This window comes from Streptomyces sp. NPDC048254 (genome assembly GCF_043201895.1).
In the GTDB taxonomy this organism is placed as follows: domain Bacteria; phylum Actinomycetota; class Actinomycetes; order Streptomycetales; family Streptomycetaceae; genus Streptomyces.
The window spans coordinates 37,536-57,402 of the sequence record NZ_JBICZJ010000011.1 but is presented as its reverse complement, the minus strand read 5'-3'; the positions used below and the strand labels follow the sequence as shown (position 1 = coordinate 57,402).

Genomic DNA, 19,867 nt, shown 5'->3' with positions numbered 1-19,867 from the left:
ACCACCCCAGTGCTCCTGATACGCCGTCACCCGGTCGATCTCCGCAGAAGGAATCCCGAGCGCAAGCCACTGCTCCCTGTGCCGGTTCACCCGCGGCACGTCGACCTTGGTGCCGTGAGCGAGGACAAAATATCGGGCCCGCTTCGTCAGCCCCTCGGGCGCATGCTTGAGATGAAAGTCCACGCGAGCGACGCTACTTGGTGCCGATCAGCGCAGTCCCGCCGCGAGACGGATGTTTCCGGATGCCTATACCATCCGAGCCTCGTCAGAAGACTGACGGTATGACAGCAAGGCCCACGTCATACGTTCGCGCTTGAATGGCGCTACGAACGTCCGAGCGCGCACCGCAGGTTCCGCGATCTCCTGCGGGTATGCCTGACACACCGCGATCGTGGAACCGGCGCATGCCGCCCGCACGATGCGCCCCTGCTCTGCCTCCGTCACCGACCGCGCACCTCGGACGCCCACGTACCCGCCTTGTGAACCTCCGGTCCCTCGACGCGTGTGGCACCGGCCGCGTACAGCAGCCACAGCAGTTCGAGGGAGCCGAAGAAGGAATCTCCCCAGCTGTCGACCCAGACGCTGACCCGCGACGGCCCCACCCGGACAATGTCCCAGAACTCCCAGCCGCGAGAATCCTCTTCCGGGTCGAACCGATAGATCCAGTTCTGCAAGGACCAATGGCCTCCACCGCTACGGTCCACATACGCGGTGCGGCCGTGTCGGGCGAATTCCTGTGGCAGCGCCTCACCCTCCCGGATGGAGACCGCCTTGAACCAGTCAGGGAACTCGTCCGTCAGCAGATCTTCATCGCCGAACTCCGCCGTGCAGGCCAGGTGGAGGGCGGCCGACAGGACGCGACGTACGCGTAGCGCGTACGCCTCGGGGGTCTCCTCGAATACATCGACAGTGAAAGCGGCCAGTACCGGAGGAGCCGACTCGATCCCGGGGCGCTGCCGAACGCGGTCCAGCTCGGCAGCGACACTCTCCTCGCTGTGGATCATCGCGCGATCCTATCGTTTCTGTACGACACGTCCGGAGTCCTTGATGATGTTGTCACGGAGTTCATCGAGGAGCTCGGCCGGGATTCCTAGAGGTCCTTCCCCTTGGGTGGATACCATTCCAAAAACCAGTGACTTTTCAGGGACTTTTCAGCCCTGCCCGAGGGAATTTCCGCCACCTAACACGGCAATCCCCCTCTGGATCGGAAAGGGCCTCCGGTGCAGATCAGAGACCCTTTTCAAGGAAAGGCTGCATGTAGCGGCAGACGAGTCGGGTTATACACCGGGGAGTACTACCGCAGCGCTAAGACCTGAGCAAACGTGCAGGGAGGACACTTGTGTGGCCACCTTGATGGCTACGTAAGATGACATCCCGCCCTACAGCGGTCCGGACGGAGTCTTCGTCACTACTGGGGTCAGACGGTCTGCTCGATGCGCTCGAAGACGTCCGAGTCCGTCTCCATTCGGCTGCCTTCGCATACTGCAGGCGAACCCGATGGTGGTCGCGTAGACCGCGAGCCCATCGACTGCTGGGCCGTGCGGCACCTACGCGGTGTCGGCAGGCGGACGCGATTCGATCCCGACTCGCAAGCGGCCTCAAGCCCATCACTGTGGACACCGCCAACCGCCTTCAGGGCCACGAGTTCGATGTAGCCCTCGTTTGACGCTCCCTCTCCGGCCGCCAAGACGCCTTCGCCTTCCACCGGAAGTTCCGCCGCCTGCGCGTCCTGCCTTCCTGCGCATCAAGTGGTGACAAAGCAGTTAGGGCGGGCGTCACACCCGGTGTCCGTTCGAAGCAGCCTTGGGCGGATTTGTCGGTTCAGCCGTCGTACTGAAAGCGCGTCGGCTCGCCGAGCACCAAGCGGGCGCTCTCGAAGTCGGCCAAGCGGGCCGCGACCGTGGCGACGGCGAGACGTTCCGGGAGGGCGGCGGAGAACTTGAGGCCGCGCACGGCTCGGTGGTCCACGTCGGGCAGGACGAGGTTCTCGCCGATGTTCTCGCGGGCCCTGCGCCAGTCGGCCGGGGTGAGGTTCTCTCGGAGGCGCAGCCAACTGTCGGTGGGTCGCTGCAGCGGATCGGTGACCGACTGCAATGTGGCGGCGAGCGTGGCGTTCGCTCGGTAGCCGGCCCAAGTCCACCAGTGCACGTCGCTGCCGACGCGAGTCACGAGCGTCCCACCCGAGTGGACGGTGTCGGGGGCGTCGGTCTCACGCTGTTCCAACAGGCAGGCTTCAGCTCGCCGGGTGAGTGAGACCGGCGGGTCCGCGCCCAGCAGCACTTCGCGCATGGCGCGTGTCAATGTGTAGGAGAGTCCCGCGATGCCCCCGTTCATCCACTTGGCGATGCCCCCTCCGTCGGCAGGTTCGACGAAGACGCGCTTACGCAGCCAGTCGACGTAGGTGACCTGCCAACTGCGTCCGCCGAGCAGCAGGCGCCGTGGGCCGGGACGTTCCTCAGTGAGCACACTCGGGTCGGTGCGACCGATCTCCGTGCGACCGGACAGGACGGTGAACTGAGGTGGCGCGGTGAAGGATGCGGTGAGTTCGATGAAGTGCCGCCTGCCGAAACGGCGTTCTGCCTCGGGTCCGACGAACAGCATGCCGCCGTCGGTGTCGAGAAAGCCCTCCTCTGTAAGAAAGCGCAGGATCGGGGCGGCCGACCTGTCGAAAGGGGCGAGCCCGTTCCATTCTCGGTCCCACAACTGGTCGCCGAGCTTGTGCTGTTGCAGCGTGACGGCGAGCAGTTGCTGGGCCACCAGGTGGCGTGGCTCGGGCGGCGCGACGACAGGTTCCACCCAGCCTCGCGACCATAGCAGCAGCAGACCCGCCGCCTGCAGCAACGTGTCCTTGCGTGTGGTGAGGAACAGGCAGTTGCGTACCGTGCCCGCGCGCCGACCGGTACGTCCGATGCGCTGCAGGAACGAGGCGACGGTGGTCGGTGAATCGATCTGAATAACGCGATCCAGGTCACCGACGTCAATGCCGAGTTCGAGAGTGGACGTGGAGACAATGACGCAGTCGCGTGCCTCGGCGAACGCCTGCTCGGAGCGGGTGCGTTCGTCGACCGAGAGGGAGGCGTGGGAGAGGAAGACGGTCACTTCGCGCGCTCGGAGCGCGGCGCCCAGTTCCTCGACCTGGCGGCGCGAGTCGCAGAAGACGAGCCGCTTCTCACCCCTGTGCAGCACCGCGATGAGTTTGGCCGCGTTGTCCAGGGAGCCGACATAGTCGAGTTCCACCTCGCCTGCCGGCTTGCGGGACGGTTCGGCGCCCCTCTTGTCAGTGTGTTCGCTGCCGTCGGACGGCAGATGCACTCCAGGGGCGACGACCTGACCAGGGCGGCTGTCGGCGCCGGCACCTTGCAGCCAGTGCAGCAACTCGGCGGGGTTGCCAACGGTCGCCGAGAGTCCGATGCGCTGGATGGGCCGTCCGGTAACCCGCTCCAACCGTTCGAGCACGGCAAGCAGATGCCATCCCCGGTCGTCCCCTGCGAACGCATGAACTTCGTCGACAACAACGGCCCGCACGCTTCCCAACAGACGGGCGTGATCCGTCTTTACGCCGATCAGCATCGCTTCGAGCGACTCGGGCGTGGTCAGCAGGACGTCCGGCGCCTCGGTCCGGATGCGCCGCCGCTGCGATTCCTTGGTGTCGCCGTGCCAGAGCGCAGCGCGCCGCCCCAGCCACTGGACGTACGCGTCGACACGGCCGACCAGGTTGTTGAGGAGTGCCTTGAGCGGACACAGGTACAGCACAGACGTGCCAGTCCACTTCTGCTCGGTCATCGCCGACAGCAGGGGGAAGCAGGCCGCCTCGGTCTTGCCCCCCGCTGTCGGAGCCAGCAGCACAGCGTCCTGTCCCGCCATGAGCGGTGTGATCGCCGCCCGCTGCAGGGGTCGCAGGTCGGGCCAGCCAAGGGTGTTGACGATGTGATGCAGGACAACAGGATCGAGTCGGTCGAGTACGTCGACGCCCGCGTCACCTGGGTCTTTCCCTGCCAGGGGTTCTGCGTCCGCCATCACAGCTCCAGGTCGATGTCGTCAGCCGACGCGGAGCCCCCGGAGACCGTGGCAGCCAGGTTCCGCTCGACATCGGTGAGTTCGCGGGCGGCGACGGTGAGCCGATAGTGCTGGCGGGGGTCGAAGTCGTCGAACTGGTCCACGCGGTCGAGCACGTCCCCGACGAGTTTCTTCAGGTACAGCCGGGGGGCCACCCCGACCTTTCCGCCCAGTGCCCCGCCGACGGCCAGCGCGAGGTCCGCGACATACGCATCGTCGACAACCTTCCGCACTCGCTCGGGCGCTTGCGCGGCCTCGGCGTACAGGTCACGAATGGTGACACCGAGTCCGACCAGAGACTCCTGATTGAAGCCGGGGAGCCTGATCTGTACGGCGCGAGGGTTGTCGAAGCGCGGGTCGGTGGTGAAGTCAGTGGCCAGCCGCTGAGCAAGAGGAGCCAGCCGCTGCACACCCTGCTGGCCGTCGTAGAAGGCTGGGGTGCCCGTGATGACCAGGTAGAGACCGGGAAAACGGCCCGAATACACCTCGTCGATGAGCTGACGCAGCGCGTTGAGTGCCTTGTCGCGGGCGTCCGACCGGACCCGTTGCAGTGTCTCCACCTCATCGAGGACGACGAACAGTCCGGTGTGCCCGGAGTCGCGCAGCACGGTCAGGAGACCCTGCAGGAACCCAAGGGCGCCGAAGTGGTCGAGATCTCCGCGCACCCCGGCGGTCCGGCGGGCGGAGGCCGCGACGTGCGGCTGGCCGCCGAGCCACGCCAGGACGGCCGCGGCGGTCGCCTCGTCGCCGTCCGCCAAGGCTGCCCGGTAGCCGCGCAGGGCGGTGGCGAAGGACGGAGCATGCCGGGACACCTCGGCGAGCCGTGCGACGAGCAGCTCCTCCACCTTGCGCGGAAGCTCCTCCTCGGTCGCGCCGGCCGCGAGGGCGTCCTCCTCCAGGGCGTAGAACCAGGCGTCGACCACAGGCCGCAGTGCGCTGGGCGGGAAGCTGGAGGTCGTGAGTCGTTCGGTGAGCCGCCGGTAGACCGTCTCCAGCCGGTGCAGCGGGGTCTCGTTCTCCGAGATCTGGATCTCGGCCACGGCGAAGTTGCGGCGCTTGGCCCGCTCCCCCAGCCAGCGGGTGAAGAACGTCTTGCCGGACCCGTACTCACCCCGCACGGCCTTGAAAACGGAGCCACCGGACGCCACGGCGTCCAGTTCTGCATCCAGGGCCGCTTCGAACCGGTCGAGTCCGGTGGCCAGCAGGTCGAGTCCGCTCTCGGGCACGGCGCCGCGCCGCAGCGCGTCGATGACAGTACGGCGGCGGGCAGCCGAGACAGGCGTGGTGCGGTGCTGGGTCACCTTGTCAGTTTCCCATCCGACGTGCCGCCCGAGGTCCCCTCCTGCCGGTAAGCGGGGCGCACACCCTTGACCCGCGCCGCGGTGTTGCACGACGGGAGGCTCGTTCGTGCCCTACTCGGCAGAATCGGTTGACGGTGACCGGAAAGCGCTGCTGAAATCACTCTCCGTACAGGCAGCAGGGTGGGGAGTGGGATTCACGTGGCGGCACTGGACAATGTGAAGCTGAAGGACGTGCTCGCGGACGTCGCGTCGGGCTCCTTACAGTTGCCCGATTTCCAGCGGAACTGGAAGTGGGACGACGACCGGATCCGCGCGATCATCGCGACGGTGACGCTGGACTACCCGCTCGGCGTGGTGATGACGCTGCAGACCGGCGGCGCCACACGGTTCCGTTCCCGGACGCTCACCGGAGCACGCCCGGACGGGGATCCGGCGGCGGATCTCCTCCTGCTGGACGGGCAGCAGCGCCTCACCTCCCTCTTCCAGGCCCTTTGGCTGGATGCCCCCGTGGAGACCGCGGACGCCCGCGGCAAGCCCATCGAACGGTGGTACTACGTCGACATCGCGAAGGCCGTCGGCCCGTCCGCAGACCGTGACGAGGCCATCCTGTCCGTCCCGGCGGACAAGGTGCTCCGCACCGACTTCAACCGCACGGTGGTGCTGGATCTGAGCACCACGGAGAACGAGTGCGCGGCCGGCGTCTTCCCTCTGCATCTCGTCTTCGACGCACAGCGCGTGAACCAGTGGATGATGTCGTACGTCAAGGCGGACGAGGACCGGAACTGGGACTTGTGGGGGCAGTTCGACGAGTTGGTCCTCCAGCAGGTTCGCGCCTTCCAGGTACCGATGATCCGGCTGGCCGCCTCCACCTCCATGGACGCCGTCTGCGCGGTGTTCGAGCGGGTCAACACGGGCGGTGTGCCGCTGAACGTCTTCGAACTGCTCACCGCGACCTACGCCGGAGACCGCGAGTACGTGGACCGGACCGGAGACTACTACCAACTCCCCGAGGTGTGGCGGGAGATCAAACAGGGGCTGGCTGCCAAGTACCCGGTCTTCGGCCGCCTGGAAAGCGGCATTGAGAACGGGCTGAGCAGCATTGACTTTCTGCAGGCCATCGCCCTGGTACGTACTTGGGAGCGGAAGCAATCCGGCATCGGAGCGACGGTGTCGTGCAAGCGTCGGGATCTGTTGGAGCTTCCGCTGACCGACTTCGTCCGCCTGGCGCCGAAACTCGCCGACGCCTTCGCCTGGGTGGGCGACTTCCTTGAACGGCAGTGCATCGTCCGTCCGAACGACCTGCCGTACAAAACTCAGCTCGTCCCGCTCGCGGCCGTCCGCGCCATCCTCGACACGGTGTTGGACGGCCTGGGAGCGGAGGAGAGGACCGAGCAGTGGTACTGGTGCGGGGTCCTCGGCGAGATGTACGGCGGCTCCACCGAGACCCGCTTCACCCGTGACGTCGAGCAGCTTGTCCCCTGGATCGCGCAGGACGAACGGGCGCCCGACACCGTCACGGACGCGTTCTTCTTCGCTGACCGCCTCGACAGCCTGACCACCCGCAACAGCGCTGCTTACAAGGGCATCTACGCCCTGCTGATCAAGCAAGGGGCAGTGGACTGGCACCACACGGACAGCCCTCTCAGCCCCGGCCGGTTGGACGAGTACAGCGTGGACGTCCGGCAGATCTTCCCCAAGACCTGGTTCCGGCGGGGCAACAGCGAGGGCCTGCCCACGAACTCCATCGTCAACAAGACCCCTCTGTCCTACCGCGCGGCGATGGACATGACCGGAGCGCCGGCGTCCTATCTGTCCACGATGGTCGCTGCCTCCGACATGCGCCCCGAGTGGTTCGACGATGTACTCGCGACCCATCTCATCGATCCGGAGGCGCTCCGCGACAACGACTACGAACGGTTCTACAACGACCGTTCCAAGCAGTTGCAGGACCTCGTCCATGCTGCCATGGGCAAGAGGACCATGCTCCGTGACCTCGCGGAGGGCGACGCCCGATGACGACCGCACCGAGCGGGCAGGTCCTCACCGCGCTCAAGGGCAGGACCGTGCCCGTGCAGGACATCCTCGACCTGTTCCAGGTCAGAGTCCGCGACCACCGGACGGTGCACCGCATCTCTCAGGCACTCACGGACGCCGGGCTGACGACACTGCCGAACTTCGCCGTCTGCGGCCTGCGCAGCAACGTTGATGTCGTGCCGCTCGCTTCCATCCCCGCGCAGGCCGCCCCGGTCGACGAGGAGGACGACGAGACGGAGGAGGCCCTGCCCTCGGCCGCCCTTCCGCAGCGCCTGCTACTCGGGGACATCCCGTCGGCGCGGCGCGGCCTGGTGTCCGTAGGCCCCAATACACCCCTGGCGCAGACCACGTTCCTGATGCGGACGAAGGGCATCGCGCAGATCCCGGTGACCACGGGGATGGCGCAGATCCACGGGGTGGTCACCTGGGGATCGGTCGCCAAGATGTACGAGGCGGGCAAGCAGCCGACCCTGGACAACGCGATGGAGAAGGACTCCCTTCCGGTCGCCGACACCCGCCAGGAGTTCTTCTCCGCCCTGCCGGTCATCCGGGAACACGGTTACCTCCTGGTCCGCGGCGACGACGGCTGTCTCTCGGGCATGGTCACCGCCGCGGATGTCACGGATCGCTTCGAGGGCGCGGCACGGCCCTTCTTCATCGTCGGGGAGATCGAGTCCCTGCTGCGCCGCTGCCTGGGCGCGGCACTGGACGAGGAGACCATCAAGGCCGTCCAGACGAACAAGAAACCCGAGCACCGCACCGGCCAGGTCTCCGACCTCATGTTCGGCGACTATCTGAGGCTCCTGGACGGCGACCAGACGAAGACTTCGCTGGCCGAAGCGGCCGACGCCAACTGGGAAGCCCTGAAGTGGCCCAACATGCCCAGGGAACAGTTCATCGGCCGCCTGAAGCGAGTGAAGGACATCCGCAACCGGATCGCCCACTTCGACGAGAAGCCTCTTCCGCAGGAGATGATCGACGAGCTGACGACCTTCGCGAAGCTGCTGCGAGCGTTCGTGTCGTAGGAATACGCGAGGCGCGCCCCTGGGCCGGCGCTTCGGCAAAGAGACCCGGAACTGCTTTGTTCCGTAGGCTAGTTGGGGGGTATTATTTATCCCCCATACTTTCCGGAGGCCTCTTTGACTTGCTCGCTGCACGCGCTCATATCAGCGACCAGCTGGTTGCGGGCCCCGTAGGACCCGTACGCGCAGCGCTGGAGGCAGGACTGACCCCAGTCAGCCATGCCCATTTCCAGCGAGCGAGTATTCTCAGGAGGAACGGTGTCGATCCACTCGACCCAGCACGCTTGTCACCACCGGGCACGTGACATCACCATCGTCGCGCTTGCGTCCGGCGTGGGTTCCCTCGGTACCGCTGTCGTGACCATGGCGCTTCACACGAGCCCGCTCGCGACTTTGACGACCAGCGGCGGCGCTTTCATGGCCGTCCTCACGGCGGGCATGAACGTCCTCAAGCACGTCAAGCGCGACTCGTAGCGCCCTCGGGGCGGCCCCGCTTCAAAACGAAGGGGGCCGCGCCAGAGGTCAGCCACCTCCGAGGGCGAACTGTTCGCGCAGCAGCGCCTCGTGGAGTCGTACGGTGCGCCCGTCCGGCAGGGTCTCCAGCACCTGCACGCCGTCGTAGTTGAGGAGCTGCCGCAGGACCGCGGCGAAGCCGTCACCGCGGGTGGTGGGCATGCCCGCACGCTGGGCGAGCGCGGTCACGGGCAGGGTGCCGCCCGCGTCGAGCAGGGCGGCGAGGGCTTTGTGGACCTGCTCCTGCTGCGGCTTGCGTGCCAGACCGTCGAGCTGTACCTGATATGTCTCGGAGTCGAGGAGCGCCGTCACGAGCGCCTCGGTCCGCGAGACCACGGCAGGTGTGAGCAGGGCGTCGTCTCCCCCGGCCGTCAGCGCCACGTCGAAGAGTGCGTCGGGCAGCGTCCCGGGTTCGGGCTGCTTCTTCCGGGGCTTCGCGCTCCCCTTCTTCGTAGCCGCACCGGCCGTCTGAGCCGCCCGCTCGTCCGAGACCGGCCTCCCCGCCTCCTCCGGCGCCCACCAGATAGGCCGCTGGTCCCCCAACTCCCGCCAATCCTTGGGCGGTTCCGCCCCGAAAGGCAGGAAGGCGAGCACCGGAATGGTGAACTCGGCGAGAGACGCCCCGCCGTGGTAGCCGGCCTTGAGCGCGGTGTAGCGGGAGTCGGCGTCCCAGAGTGCGACGATGGATGCGCCAGGTTCGGGCCACACCACGCGCGGCCCGGAGAGGGCGATCTCCCGTTCGCCGAGCGTACCGCCGCCGGGCAGACGGTGGCGCGCGGACGCGGGCTCGGTGGCGGCGTCGGCCTTCGTGCCGTGCCGGTCGACGACGTGGCCGTGGTCGCTGGTGACGATGACGGCCATGCCCTGGGCCGCCGCCACCCGGAGCAGGTCGCGCAGGCCGGGTACGTCGTCGACCCGCCACGCTCCGTCGCCGAGCTTCTGTTCCTTGGCGAGGCGGTCGTCGATGGCGTTGAGGACGACGGCGACGTGCGTCCTGCCGTCGGTCAGCGCTTCCGTGAGAGCTGGGCCGAAGGTGTCGCCCGCGGTCTCGGTGCGCAGGTCGTCCTTGTGGAAGACGGCGGCCGGGACCCCGCCCCACAGCTTCAGCGCGGGGAACAGCCGTTTCTCGTCGGCCTGGGTGCCTTTCACCAGGGTGCCCGCGAAGAGCGACGTCCGGGACACAGCCGTCACGGTGGGCAGGGCGGCAGCCATCGCCCGCCGAAGCGGGTGGCCCTCGGTCAGGGGGTCGAACTCCGCCCAGGAACGGCGTAGTTCCTCGCCGAGATCGTTCGCTATGGCCGCGCTCATGCCGTCGAGCACGAGCAGCAGCACCCGCCGCTCCTCCCCGCGCCGGACGACGGGCCCGACCACCCGGTCGAGGAAGGTCTCGACGGTGAGCATGCTGCCGGGCTTGCCGTCCTCCGCCCAGCCGGCGAGCGATCGCGCGAAGGACGCGTCGATCTGTCGTCGCCGTTCCCTGACACGGGTGCCCAGAGTGTCGTAGGCGGCCTTGAGGACAGGGTCCGGGTCGCCGCCGGCCTCGACGTGCTCCAGGGCGAGATCGGCCCAGCCGGTCTCGCCGATGTGCCGCTGTATGGCGTCAGCCACGGTGGGGGCGTCGACGGGCGGGTCGGTGGCCAGCCAGCGGGCGAGTCGCTGTCCCATGCGGGCACGCTCGATGCGGGCGGCCTCTTCCGGGTCAGCGGCGAGCCGGTGGTCGGCAAGCCGTCGGACGGCCTCCGCGACCGCGGCCGTGTCGCCTGCCGCGAGGGCCTGGCCGACGGCGGTGAACCGGGCTTCCAGCCCACCGCGCAGGATGGGGCTCGCCGCGACGGCTGCCTCCGCGCCGAACTGGCGGGCCAGCACGGCGGCCCGATCGAGCACAATGCCGGTAGTGCGGCGCGCCTCGCGGGCCTGGTCGGCATCGGTGCCGCCGTTGCGCTGTCCGGCTGTCAACATCGTGATCACGTACTCCTCGGCGGACCGGCCGAAGAAGGTCACGAGGGCGTCGAGCTGGTCGCCGACGGCCGGGGGCTGGTCGCCGAAGTAGCGTTCGGCACGACCCCGCGCCTGGTACGTCTCGGGGGCGGGCTCGGCATGCTGCCACAGTGCCGCGCACACGAGACCGAAGGCGGCAGCGTCTGCGCCACGCTCGGCGTCGACGAGGGCGAGCAGGGCGCGTCCGGCGAGACCGGCCTGGTCCTCCTCGCCGAGGAAGGCGGTCAGTCCGGCGCGCTCGGGGCCGCGCAGCCCCAGCAGCCGCTCGGGGGCGCCGGGCCGGGTCGACCAGTGCAGCAGGCTCTGCGCGTCGAGCCGGTCGTCTCCGGGGCGCCGTTCGCCTCCCTCGGTGTCGTAGCGGCCGAGGCGCAGGCGGCGCTGGGCGAGCGCGGTGAGGGCGTACTGCTGGGACAGCCAACCGCCGGGCACAGGCGGCCAGCCGCCGGGCGGAGTGGCGTCGAGCAGGGCTTCGGCGGCCCAGTTGACGTCCTTCAGGCGCGGGTCGATCTGCCGGGCACCGAACGCCTCCCGCACGACATCCCAGCTGTCGACCGTGTCGATGCGCAGCTTGTGAACGCGAGCCAGGATCGCCGGATCGAGTTCGTTCTGCTCGCGGTCCGTGAGGACGACCAGGGCGGCGGGGCCCGGTCGCCGGCCCGTCAGGTGGTCGAGGACGAGTTCGTGGACGGCGAGCGGCGAGGGTGCCACCGCGACACTGGCTGTCCGGCCCTCGCCCCAAGTGGGTTCGGCAGGACCATCCCACTGGGGCGCGGACCGCAACAGCACGACTCGGCGCCTGCCCTCGCTGTCCCCCGTCAGGGAGGCTGCGAGAGAGGACTGCGAGGACAGGTACTGCGTGACGGTCGCGATGTTCAGCCGGACGGCGCCGGGGGCGGCAGCGACGGTGTCCGTCATTCGACGACCTTCCAGGTGATCTCGATGGTCGCGTTGGGGTGGCGGGCGGCCAGTTCGGACAGTTCCGCCTGGAGGTCGGACGCAGCCCGCGCCACGGTCGTACGGCGGCCACCGGACGTCCGGGCGGCGCCGCTGCCCGGCGAGGCCAGAGTAGGTGTCTCCTGCGGGGTGTAGGGGATGCGCGGGTCGCTGGTCGGCGTGTTCAGGGAGAGGTCGTCGGCCGTGGGCTGCGGCACGGCAGGAGGGGGCGGCGGGGTGGCGGCGGCCTGGCTGCGCTTCAGCAGGGCGACGACCTCGCGCTGGGTCCGGGTCAGTGTGTCGCGCAGGTCCGCGGTGCGCTGGTCGTCACGGGCCACGTTGCGCAGCGAGTCGAGCAGTGCCGCGCCCTCGGGGCCGAGTCCGGCCGCGAGTTCGAGGGTGCTCCAGGGCGCGGAGGCGACGGCCTCCGCGACGCTGCGGGCCTGCTTGATGGAGGTGCCGTACCGGTCGGCGCTGGTCTCGCCCAGGTCAAAGGAGGCGAGGGCCTCCACGGTCTTCTTCGCCCCGGCCGCGCCCTTGCCGGCCTCCGCCGTGAGCGCGTCCAGCAGTTGCAGGGAGTGGCGGGCGAGGGCGAGCCGTCCGGTGTCGGCGGTCTGGTCGAGGCCGAGGAAGGAGGCGTGGGCCTCCAACTGGTGCACCAGATCCGCCGCGTGGTCCCGGTGGGCGCGGGCGGTCTCGATGATCTGGCGGGCGAACTGGTTGACCATCCGGCCGCGCCGCAGGGCGGGCGCCTTCTGCCCGAAGATCGTCTCGAAGCGCTGCCGTGCCGTGTCCCAGTCCGACTCGGCGGGCAGCGGCTGGCTGCGCAGCGCGTCATGGTCCTTGATCGCGGACAGTTCGGGCGCGGGGTCGAGTACGGTGCCGCCGCGTACCCACACCCGGTCGTCCATCTCGGCGAAGGCGGCGACGACGAGCCGGGCGAGGAAGTCGGGCAGGCCGCGCGGGTCGGGCTTGTCCGTCCAGTCGGTGAGGGTGATCAGGGACAGGTCCCCGGTGACGCCCTGGGCGCTGGCGAGCTGGCGGAAGTGGTCGGCCCAGTAGCGGGACAGCTCGAAGTACGCCTCCTTCTGCTGCCCGAGGCGCAGGGGCCCCGCGATCCGCTCCATGAGTTTGCGCTCGGCGGCCGGGACCTCCACCCGCCCATCGCGCGCCTCGGCGGCGGCCCGCACATGGGTGAACACCTTGCGGGCGTCGGCGGATTTGACGGCGATCCCGGTGCCGTCGGCGTCGAGGTCGGGGTGTGCCGGGTACTGGTGGGCGAGCAGCTTGCCCGCGACGTGCCGGATGCCGTCGTGAAGGCTCTGTCCGAAGGACAGGGCGAGGCCGTCGACGTCGGGCAGCGGGACGAGGTGGTCGTCGAAGTCGGGCACGACGTCGGCGGCCTGCTTCTGGGCGAGCCCGTACGCCTGCTTGAAGGCACCCTTGACCTGCTTGAGCAGAGCCTCGCGCTGGGTTTCGAGAAGGCCCTTGGCGCGGCTGCGGTTATCGGCGTTGAGGTGGCCGGCGTACTGGGTGTCGAATCGGTGTTCGTCGGCGAGGGCCTTGTCGATGACGACGAGTCGCCGGAAGTCGGCGAAGCGCTGCGCGGACAGATGAGCGGGCAGCCAGGCAACGATACGGGACCGCTCGCCCTGCTGGCGCTCGCGCAGCCGCCGGATGCGGTTGACGTCCTCGACGGGACCCCATTCCCCCTCGTCGAAGGGGAGGTCTATGGCGATACGCCAGCGGCCGTCCTCCTGCGGCATCAGGTCGTGGTCGGGCAGCTCGTCCTCGTCGGCGACGTTGCCGAACACGATCTCGGCGGTGCGGGAGGTGCCGCGCCAGATGAAGCTAAGCTGGTCGCTCAACTGGCCGTGCTCGACGCCCAGTTCCTCGGACAGGAGACGCCGGGCGAGGGCGACCCGGTTGCCGGGGTTGTCGTTGACCTGGGCGTTGGCGATGACGGAGTCGACGTCGACGCCGGACAGTTCCAGCCGTACGCCGGGGTTGGCGTCGGTGCCGGTCTCCTTGATCTCGGGGAACCGGGCCGCCCACTCGGCGACCTTGTTCTTGATGATGCCGACCTCGGCGCCAGGGATGGGTGCGAGGACCGACCCATGGTTGAGGGCTCCGAGCCGCCGGATGGTCAGCTCCGCCAGTGCGGGCACGCTGGGCGCGAGCGCCGACAGCAGCAGGGTGCACACGAGCCGGTTGTCGCCGACGAACATCCGGCAGCGGTTGGCGCGCTGCGGGTCGCTGATGGACTCGGGCCGGTTGACGTACTGCTCGACGTCGTCCTCGGTGATGTCGTACGAGCTGAGGAGGTAGGGCCGCAGCTTGGTCTTGTAGAGCTTGTCGGCGGCCTCGAAGACGACCTTCAGGCTGTCGGTGAACGGCTTGTCGCCGCCCTCCGCGATCACCGGGTAGAGGTCGCCGACCGGGATGAGCTGACCGAGCCGGAGTTCGTTGCGGTGGTCGGCGAGGAGCTGGCCCATCAGCTTCAGACCGGTACGGGAGCGCTGCAGCGCGGACGAGATGTGGACGAGGGTGTCCATGAAGGCCGGCGAGAACGGGTACGTCAGCCGGAACGACTCCGCGTCCGCGCCGGTCGTGCCCTTCTCCGAGCCGAGGAGGGTGTCCCAGACCTGGGTGCCGACCCGCTTGGTCTGCTCGAAGGCCGCCTCGACAAGGCGTTCCGCCTCGGCGTCCTTCGGCTTGAGGATGCGCGCGTGAGCGATCTGCGGGAGGTTGCGGTCCTCCAGGGTGATCTTGTCGAACCGGCCCGAGGCCAGGTTGAGGGTGTCCTGGATGGAGGCTTCCGCCGCGCCGGACACCTCTTCGCCGACGAGTTCACGCAGATCGCGCTGGCGGGCGATGAACGACACGATGGGAATGGCACGTCGGGCGTCGCCGCCCTCCACGAAGTTCGTGATCTTGCTGGCCTCGCGGGCCACGAACTTCTGCTCGTGGATGAGGGTCGCGAGCCAGAGGATCAACTCGTCCAGGAACAGGATCAGGCCGTCGTAGCCGAGCGACTTGGCGTGCTCGGCGATGACGGAAAGACCGGCGTCCAGGGAGATGAAGCCGTGCTCGTTCTCGGCGGCGTTCTTGGCGAAGCCGGGGAAGAGGTTGGTGCCGGCGTCGTTGACCAGCTTGGCGCGCAGCTCGGCAGGGGTGGAGGGGTTACGGAGGTTGAGCGGGGTGCCCCCCTCGTGGTTCTCCTCGGCGGCGAGGGCGGTGTCGAGGAGCTGCGGGGTCCAGGCGAAGCCCTCACCCCACTCGTCCGTCTCGCCGTCGCCCGCGTCGCCGCCGCCCAGGCCGCGGATGACCGCCTCGTCACCGTAGGTGGCACGGTTGGCCCGGATGTCGGCGAAGAGGGAGTCGGTCCGGTACACCTGCGGGGTCGGAGCGTCCGGGCGCACCTTCTTGACGTGTGTGACGTATCCGCCGAGCACCCGCTGTTCGAGGGCCTTCGCGCCGAGCATGTGGTACGGCACGAGCAGGAACCTCTTGCCGTCCGTGGTCAGCCACTCGTGCTTGGTCAGCACCGGGTCGAACTCGGTGCGGGCACGGGCGGCCGGGTCGCCGCTGAGCAGCGCGTACAGCACGGCCATGAAGTGCGACTTACCGGAACCGAACGAGCCGTGCAGGTAGGCCGCCTTGGAGCGGTGCCCGTCGAGCGAGGACTTGATGAGCGCCAGCGCCTCGTCGAAGTTCTCAAGGAGCCGCTCGGTGACGACGTAGTCCTTGAGCGCTTTCTGGGCACCCTCGGATGTCGTCGCCTCGGCGAGGGACAGCACGAAGTCCGAGGTGGAGATGTTCTCCTTGATGTCGATGACATCGCGGAGAAGGGGCTGCTGGGCCATTGCGGGTCTCGCTCTCCCTGACGGTGTTCGGTACTGCTGCTCGTACTCGATGTGGTGCGGGGCTGCCGCGCCGACCCGGAGCTGGTCACCGGTCCGGGCCGCAGGGGAGGACCCGGAAGTACGGGTGGGCGCTGCGGCGTGCCGGTGGTCCTGCCCGGTGGCGGGGAGGAGGTCAGTCGCGTACCGCTGGGCGAGAACGGCGTCCACGGCATCGGCCAGGCCGAGGGAGGCGGGCTTGCGTCGCTTGCACTTCGTTTCCCCCTCGTACTGAACGACCGGTCGCGCGGCCTGCGCATAGCACCCTACATCGGTACACCGACCGTCTCCGCGCCGTATACCCCCGGGCACAGCCGACGTGGGAACCACGGCGCCGGAACGCCTTGCGGGCACGAGAGACCACGCGATCCGGAACGCACTGTCGCGCGCCCCTCTCGCATCCACTCTCATCCACCGGGCGGCCGCGGTGGGCGCCATCGCCCTGATCGGTACTCGTCGAGCAGCCGACGGCTCGCGACCGTGAAGGGGTGCTCGGGGCCCAGGCCGCGTTCCCGCCGTGCGACGACATCGGTCATCAGCTCGATCCCCACGTCCGTGTGGCCGAGCGCGGACCGGGTCCTGGAGAAGAGCTGCCGGGCTGCGAGCACGATCGGGTACTCGGGGCCGAAGCGCCGTACATACGCGTCTCCGACCAGCCGGATCTCCTCGTCAGCCTCGTCAAATCGGCCCAGGAGGTACAGCGCCCAGGCATGGTTGTGCGCGGCGCCGAGCGTCACCGTGTGATCGGGGCCGAGGAGCCGGGCACATTCCGACGGCAGCGACAGCAACGCGCCGTCTTCTGCGATGACCACCTCGGAGGCAGGCAGCATCTCCAGCAGGCTGGCGCGGGCGCGCAGGGTCAGTGGGTGTGCGGGGCCCAGTGTCGTTCGCCGGCCGGTGACGACAGCCCGGAGCAGTGCGAGCGACTCCTCGCGTCTGCCGAGGTTCGCCAGCACGAGCTGAAGGCCGTAAGAAGTGTCCAGGGTGTCGGGGTCATCGGCCCCGAACAGGTTCTCCTGCGTGGCGCGGACACCGCGGAGCACCGACTCGGCTTCGACGTACCTGCCCAGCCGGAACAGTGCCCGGCCGGTTCTGGAACGGGCGGCGAGGACCAGCCGGTCGTCCTGGCCGAGCAGTCGCTGTGCGAGGTCCGCCGTGGTGCGGGAGGTCTCCCAGGCGGAGAGGTAGTCGCCGGTCCGGTGCAGGGCGACCGAGAGGCGCGTCGCGACGGCCAGGGCGTCGGCGGCGGCCGAGGGCTCGCCGATACGTCGCACCAAGGTGAGCGCATGAGGCACCAGCAGTCGCAGCCGCGGATCGTGCGGGCCCGCGTCAGGTAGGCGGGGAACGGCCGCGTCGAGCAGCCGGACGGCCGTGGTGTCCAGCACAGGCAGCAGGTCCCCGGGAGTCGCGGCGCGGACACTGTCGAGCAGCACTCCATGGCTCTGTACGCAGCGCGCGCCGGCGATGTCGACCAGCTCGGACAGCGACTGGTCGAGAAGTGCTCTCAGGGCTGTCTCGGTACGAGCCCGGGGAAGGACGTCGTCGATGTCGGCGTGGTTGAGAAGGCCGAGCGGCAGGGGCTCGGCGGCGAACCGGGCCAGCAGCCTGAGCAGCATCGCCGCTTCGGGCAGCCCGCGTGCCTCGAAGGCGTCGAGTGTCAGCTGCCAGGTCAGGCCGACCATGTGCCGCGGGTCCGGGCCGGACAACGCGTCGGCTCCCCGGTCGATCAGCTGAACTCGTTCGTCTCCGTCGAGGTGGTGTCCGTAGGCGTCCATCGTCCAGGGGTCGAGCACCTGGTGGGAGAGGAAACCGCCGGCCAGGGTGAGGGCGAGAGGCAGCCGCCCGAGCCGGTCCGCGATCTGCGCCGCCTGCTCGGGCGTACCGCTGTCCGGGGCGAGGTCGCACAGCACCAACGCCGCATCCTCACGCGGCAGTACGCCGATGTGCTGCAGTTCGGCACCCGGCCACCAGCGGGCCGCGGCGCGCCGCGTGGTCACCAGGACGACGCCGCGGGGGCTGGTGCGCAGCCAGCTGCCGTCCCGCAGGATCTCCGGCTCGTCGGCGTTGTCGAGGACCAGTAGCCAGGGCTCGGCGGAGTGGTCGAGATACCGCCAGACGAGATCCGCCGCGGGGCGGAGGCCGTTGCGGGCGGCCAGCAGTTCGCCGTCGCCCGCCCCTCGGTCGGCGGCCACGGCCAGCATGCCTCCGCGCAGGCTCGCACGGTCGGCGGCGTTGACCCACAGAGCCACCCGGCCCTGTCCGTCGGCGATCTCCTGGAAGAGGGCGCAAGCGACCGCCGTCTTGCCCGATCCGCCCATGCCGTACAGCACGTAGGCGTCGCCACCGCGCTCTGCCTCGACACTCGCCCGCAGGCGTTCCATCACCTCGTTGCGGTCACGCAGAACGGCGGGAGGTCGCCCCACTGCCGGGCGGCGCACCGAGTCCGGGCCACCGGGCCCCGGCCCGTCACCGCCGTGATGGTGATGCTCGTTGATGTGCTGGTCCCCCGACGCTTGGTAGACGCGCCCCTGGTCCTCGGCGTGACCGTCCATCCCGCCCGTCATCGCTCGGTGATGTGCTGGTCTCGTCCGGCCTGATAGACCCGGCCCTGACCGGACGCGGTGGCGTGCTGGGTGACCTGCCGGGCGCCCGAGCCGCCGGGATCGAGTTCGTCCAGCAGCCTGCGCAATTCGTCTCTTGCGTCGGGCCGAGCGACGAGCAGACGCCGTACCAGCCCCTGCCACTGCGCACGCAGTTCGTCCAAGGTCTCCTGGTCGTCAGCCGCCGTGGCCGCCAGAACATCCTCGCGAGCGACCTCCAACTCGGCGGCGACGGTCTCGGCACGTTCGGGTTGCACACGACGCCAGAGCTGGACGAACCCATCCCGCGTGCGGTGCCAGGCATCGGCCGCCATCAACGTGACCAAGGTGGTTCCCGCGCTCTGCGCGAGCGAGGTCACTTCCGGGTCCACTTGCACCCCTTCCATCCGACGATTTCCCTACAGCACAGAAAAAACGTCCCACCTGCCAGGCGTTTGCATTATTTTTCTTCCCGATCAATATCATCTCACCCCTGAACGACACCAGACAAGGAGGAATCAATCCAGGCCATAGCCCTCGCCACCCGCGACTAACACATGGTCAGGCGCCCCTGACGCGCGCTACAGTGACGCAATCCGAACGACCGAGGGGGCGACGAGGATGGCCAGGCCATGGGAAGCCGATCCGGACACCAGTTTCAAAAAGCGCTTGGGGAAATCACCCCAGGAGCTCGGGAACACAACCGGAACTCCTGACTGCCCGGACATCTGGGAACTCGCCAACGGAGACATCGCCGTAATCGGCCGCGATCTCACCCAGTCACTCGGCAAGAATCTGCCCGACGGGGTCTCAATCGGCTCGGACGAACGCCTCGTCGTCATCCCGCGGAACATGATCGTCGCAGCGAAGCCGGATATCCCCAGTGTTTGATTCCTTCCCCGTCGGCGTCTCCGAGCGTATGGATCGTCCCGCGTACCACGAGGACTTCGGCCGGGTCTACACCAGCGGCATCGGCTTCCTGAACAAGCTCGAACGCGGACAGCACTTCAAGGAGCGCGGCTTCGCCAGCTGGGAGGCTTTCGCCGCCGGCAACTGGACGCGAGCATTGTCCCTGGCCGAGGAGAGGCGCGACGACTACGCGCAGGAACTACAGAAAGCGGCACGGCTGGGAATTTCGCACCGCCGCCTTCGTGTCGTGGAATTCCCCGTCACACCGTACGTACAGTGGGAGCTGTTCGTGCTTCGCGTACGGGTGGATGAGGGCGACGACATCAAAGTGCTCGACGCCCGGAACATCAGGGACATCGAGAAGGACCGTCCAGTTCCCGAGGTGGTCATCCTCGGGGACGTCGTCATGTACGAAGTCGTTTACGACGACGGGAACGCTGCGGGCGCCAACCGTTTCGCGGAACGGGAACTGATCCGGGAAACCTCTAGTGGATTTGACGCGCTTTACGAGCGCGGTGAGGGGTTTCACGAGTTCTTCGAGCGGGAGATTCTGCCGCTCGACCCGCCCAGAGTCTCCGGTACTTGGGCGGATGCGTCTGACTCCCGTTGATCAAGTCCGT

At 68.6% G+C, this 19,867-nt stretch carries 12 protein-coding genes and 1 pseudogene; 5 read left to right on the top strand and 8 right to left on the bottom strand.

Going from position 1 to position 19,867, the window contains the following annotated elements:
- Positions 1 to 246: 246 nt before the first annotated feature.
- Positions 247 to 417, bottom strand: a complete 171-nt coding sequence (locus ACGFZQ_RS29080; RefSeq protein WP_393843030.1) for a DUF4291 family protein — start codon at positions 415 to 417, stop codon at positions 247 to 249.
- Positions 418 to 440: 23 nt separating this feature from the next.
- Positions 441 to 1,004 carry a hypothetical protein gene (locus ACGFZQ_RS29075; protein ID WP_393842840.1) on the bottom strand — a complete coding sequence of 188 codons (564 nt, stop codon included), beginning with the start codon at positions 1,002 to 1,004 and terminating at the stop codon, positions 441 to 443.
- A 548-nt stretch (positions 1,005 to 1,552) separates the two neighbouring features.
- Here ACGFZQ_RS29075 and ACGFZQ_RS29070 point away from each other — a divergent pair.
- Positions 1,553 to 1,738 (top strand): annotated as a pseudogene (locus ACGFZQ_RS29070) (helicase); the annotation flags it as partial.
- A gap of 83 nt (positions 1,739 to 1,821) precedes the next feature.
- Here the strand turns inward: ACGFZQ_RS29070 and ACGFZQ_RS29065 are convergent.
- Positions 1,822 to 4,017 (bottom strand): DEAD/DEAH box helicase, encoded by a 2,196-nt coding sequence (locus ACGFZQ_RS29065; protein ID WP_393842839.1) that lies wholly within the window; start codon positions 4,015 to 4,017, stop codon positions 1,822 to 1,824.
- Positions 4,017 to 5,357, bottom strand: coding sequence for a BREX system ATP-binding protein BrxD (gene brxD, locus ACGFZQ_RS29060; protein WP_393842838.1), 1,341 nt, complete (start codon positions 5,355 to 5,357; stop codon positions 4,017 to 4,019). The genes ACGFZQ_RS29065 and brxD overlap by 1 nt, the downstream gene beginning before the upstream one ends.
- A gap of 198 nt (positions 5,358 to 5,555) precedes the next feature.
- Between brxD and ACGFZQ_RS29055 the strand changes: the two genes are divergently transcribed.
- Positions 5,556 to 7,373, top strand: a complete 1,818-nt coding sequence (locus tag ACGFZQ_RS29055; protein ID WP_393842837.1) for a DUF262 domain-containing protein — start codon at positions 5,556 to 5,558, stop codon at positions 7,371 to 7,373.
- The gene (locus ACGFZQ_RS29050) at positions 7,370 to 8,416 is read left to right on the top strand and encodes a CBS domain-containing protein (RefSeq protein ID WP_393842836.1); all 1,047 of its coding nucleotides are present in this window, start codon (positions 7,370 to 7,372) and stop codon (positions 8,414 to 8,416) included. Before ACGFZQ_RS29055 ends, ACGFZQ_RS29050 begins: the two co-directional genes overlap by 4 nt.
- Positions 8,417 to 8,935: 519 nt before the next feature.
- Here ACGFZQ_RS29050 and pglZ read toward each other — a convergent pair.
- The 4 genes from pglZ to ACGFZQ_RS29030 form a co-directional block, all read right to left on the bottom strand.
- Positions 8,936 to 11,839 (bottom strand): BREX-2 system phosphatase PglZ, encoded by a 2,904-nt coding sequence (pglZ, locus tag ACGFZQ_RS29045; RefSeq protein ID WP_393842835.1) that lies wholly within the window; start codon positions 11,837 to 11,839, stop codon positions 8,936 to 8,938.
- Positions 11,836 to 15,723, bottom strand: a complete 3,888-nt coding sequence (locus ACGFZQ_RS29040; RefSeq protein WP_393842834.1) for a phage resistance protein — start codon at positions 15,721 to 15,723, stop codon at positions 11,836 to 11,838. The genes pglZ and ACGFZQ_RS29040 overlap by 4 nt, the downstream gene beginning before the upstream one ends.
- Positions 15,724 to 16,166: 443 nt before the next feature.
- A complete protein-coding gene (locus ACGFZQ_RS29035) occupies positions 16,167 to 18,323 on the bottom strand; it encodes a tetratricopeptide repeat protein (protein WP_393842833.1) in 2,157 nt (718 codons plus the stop codon).
- Positions 18,320 to 18,730 carry a hypothetical protein gene (locus ACGFZQ_RS29030; RefSeq protein WP_393842832.1) on the bottom strand — a complete coding sequence of 137 codons (411 nt, stop codon included), beginning with the start codon at positions 18,728 to 18,730 and terminating at the stop codon, positions 18,320 to 18,322. The genes ACGFZQ_RS29035 and ACGFZQ_RS29030 overlap by 4 nt, the downstream gene beginning before the upstream one ends.
- Before the next feature lie 229 nt (positions 18,731 to 18,959).
- Between ACGFZQ_RS29030 and ACGFZQ_RS29025 the strand changes: the two genes are divergently transcribed.
- The gene (locus tag ACGFZQ_RS29025) at positions 18,960 to 19,229 is read left to right on the top strand and encodes a hypothetical protein (RefSeq protein ID WP_393842831.1); all 270 of its coding nucleotides are present in this window, start codon (positions 18,960 to 18,962) and stop codon (positions 19,227 to 19,229) included.
- A complete protein-coding gene (locus ACGFZQ_RS29020; RefSeq protein ID WP_393842830.1) occupies positions 19,222 to 19,857 on the top strand; it encodes a DUF6879 family protein in 636 nt (211 codons plus the stop codon). The genes ACGFZQ_RS29025 and ACGFZQ_RS29020 overlap by 8 nt, the downstream gene beginning before the upstream one ends.
- Positions 19,858 to 19,867 lie beyond the last annotated feature (10 nt).

Coding starts and splice junctions, on each gene's coding strand:
- pglZ (WP_393842835.1), bottom strand. CDS start 11,839: ATGACGGACACCGTCGCTGCCGCCCCCGGCGCCGTCCGGCTGAACATC.
- ACGFZQ_RS29025 (WP_393842831.1), top strand. CDS start 18,960: ATGGCCAGGCCATGGGAAGCCGATCCGGACACCAGTTTCAAAAAGCGC.
- ACGFZQ_RS29035 (WP_393842833.1), bottom strand. CDS start 18,323: ATGACGGGCGGGATGGACGGTCACGCCGAGGACCAGGGGCGCGTCTAC.
- ACGFZQ_RS29040 (WP_393842834.1), bottom strand. CDS start 15,723: ATGGCCCAGCAGCCCCTTCTCCGCGATGTCATCGACATCAAGGAGAAC.
- ACGFZQ_RS29050 (WP_393842836.1), top strand. CDS start 7,370: ATGACGACCGCACCGAGCGGGCAGGTCCTCACCGCGCTCAAGGGCAGG.
- ACGFZQ_RS29065 (WP_393842839.1), bottom strand. CDS start 4,017: ATGGCGGACGCAGAACCCCTGGCAGGGAAAGACCCAGGTGACGCGGGC.
- ACGFZQ_RS29075 (WP_393842840.1), bottom strand. CDS start 1,004: ATGATCCACAGCGAGGAGAGTGTCGCTGCCGAGCTGGACCGCGTTCGG.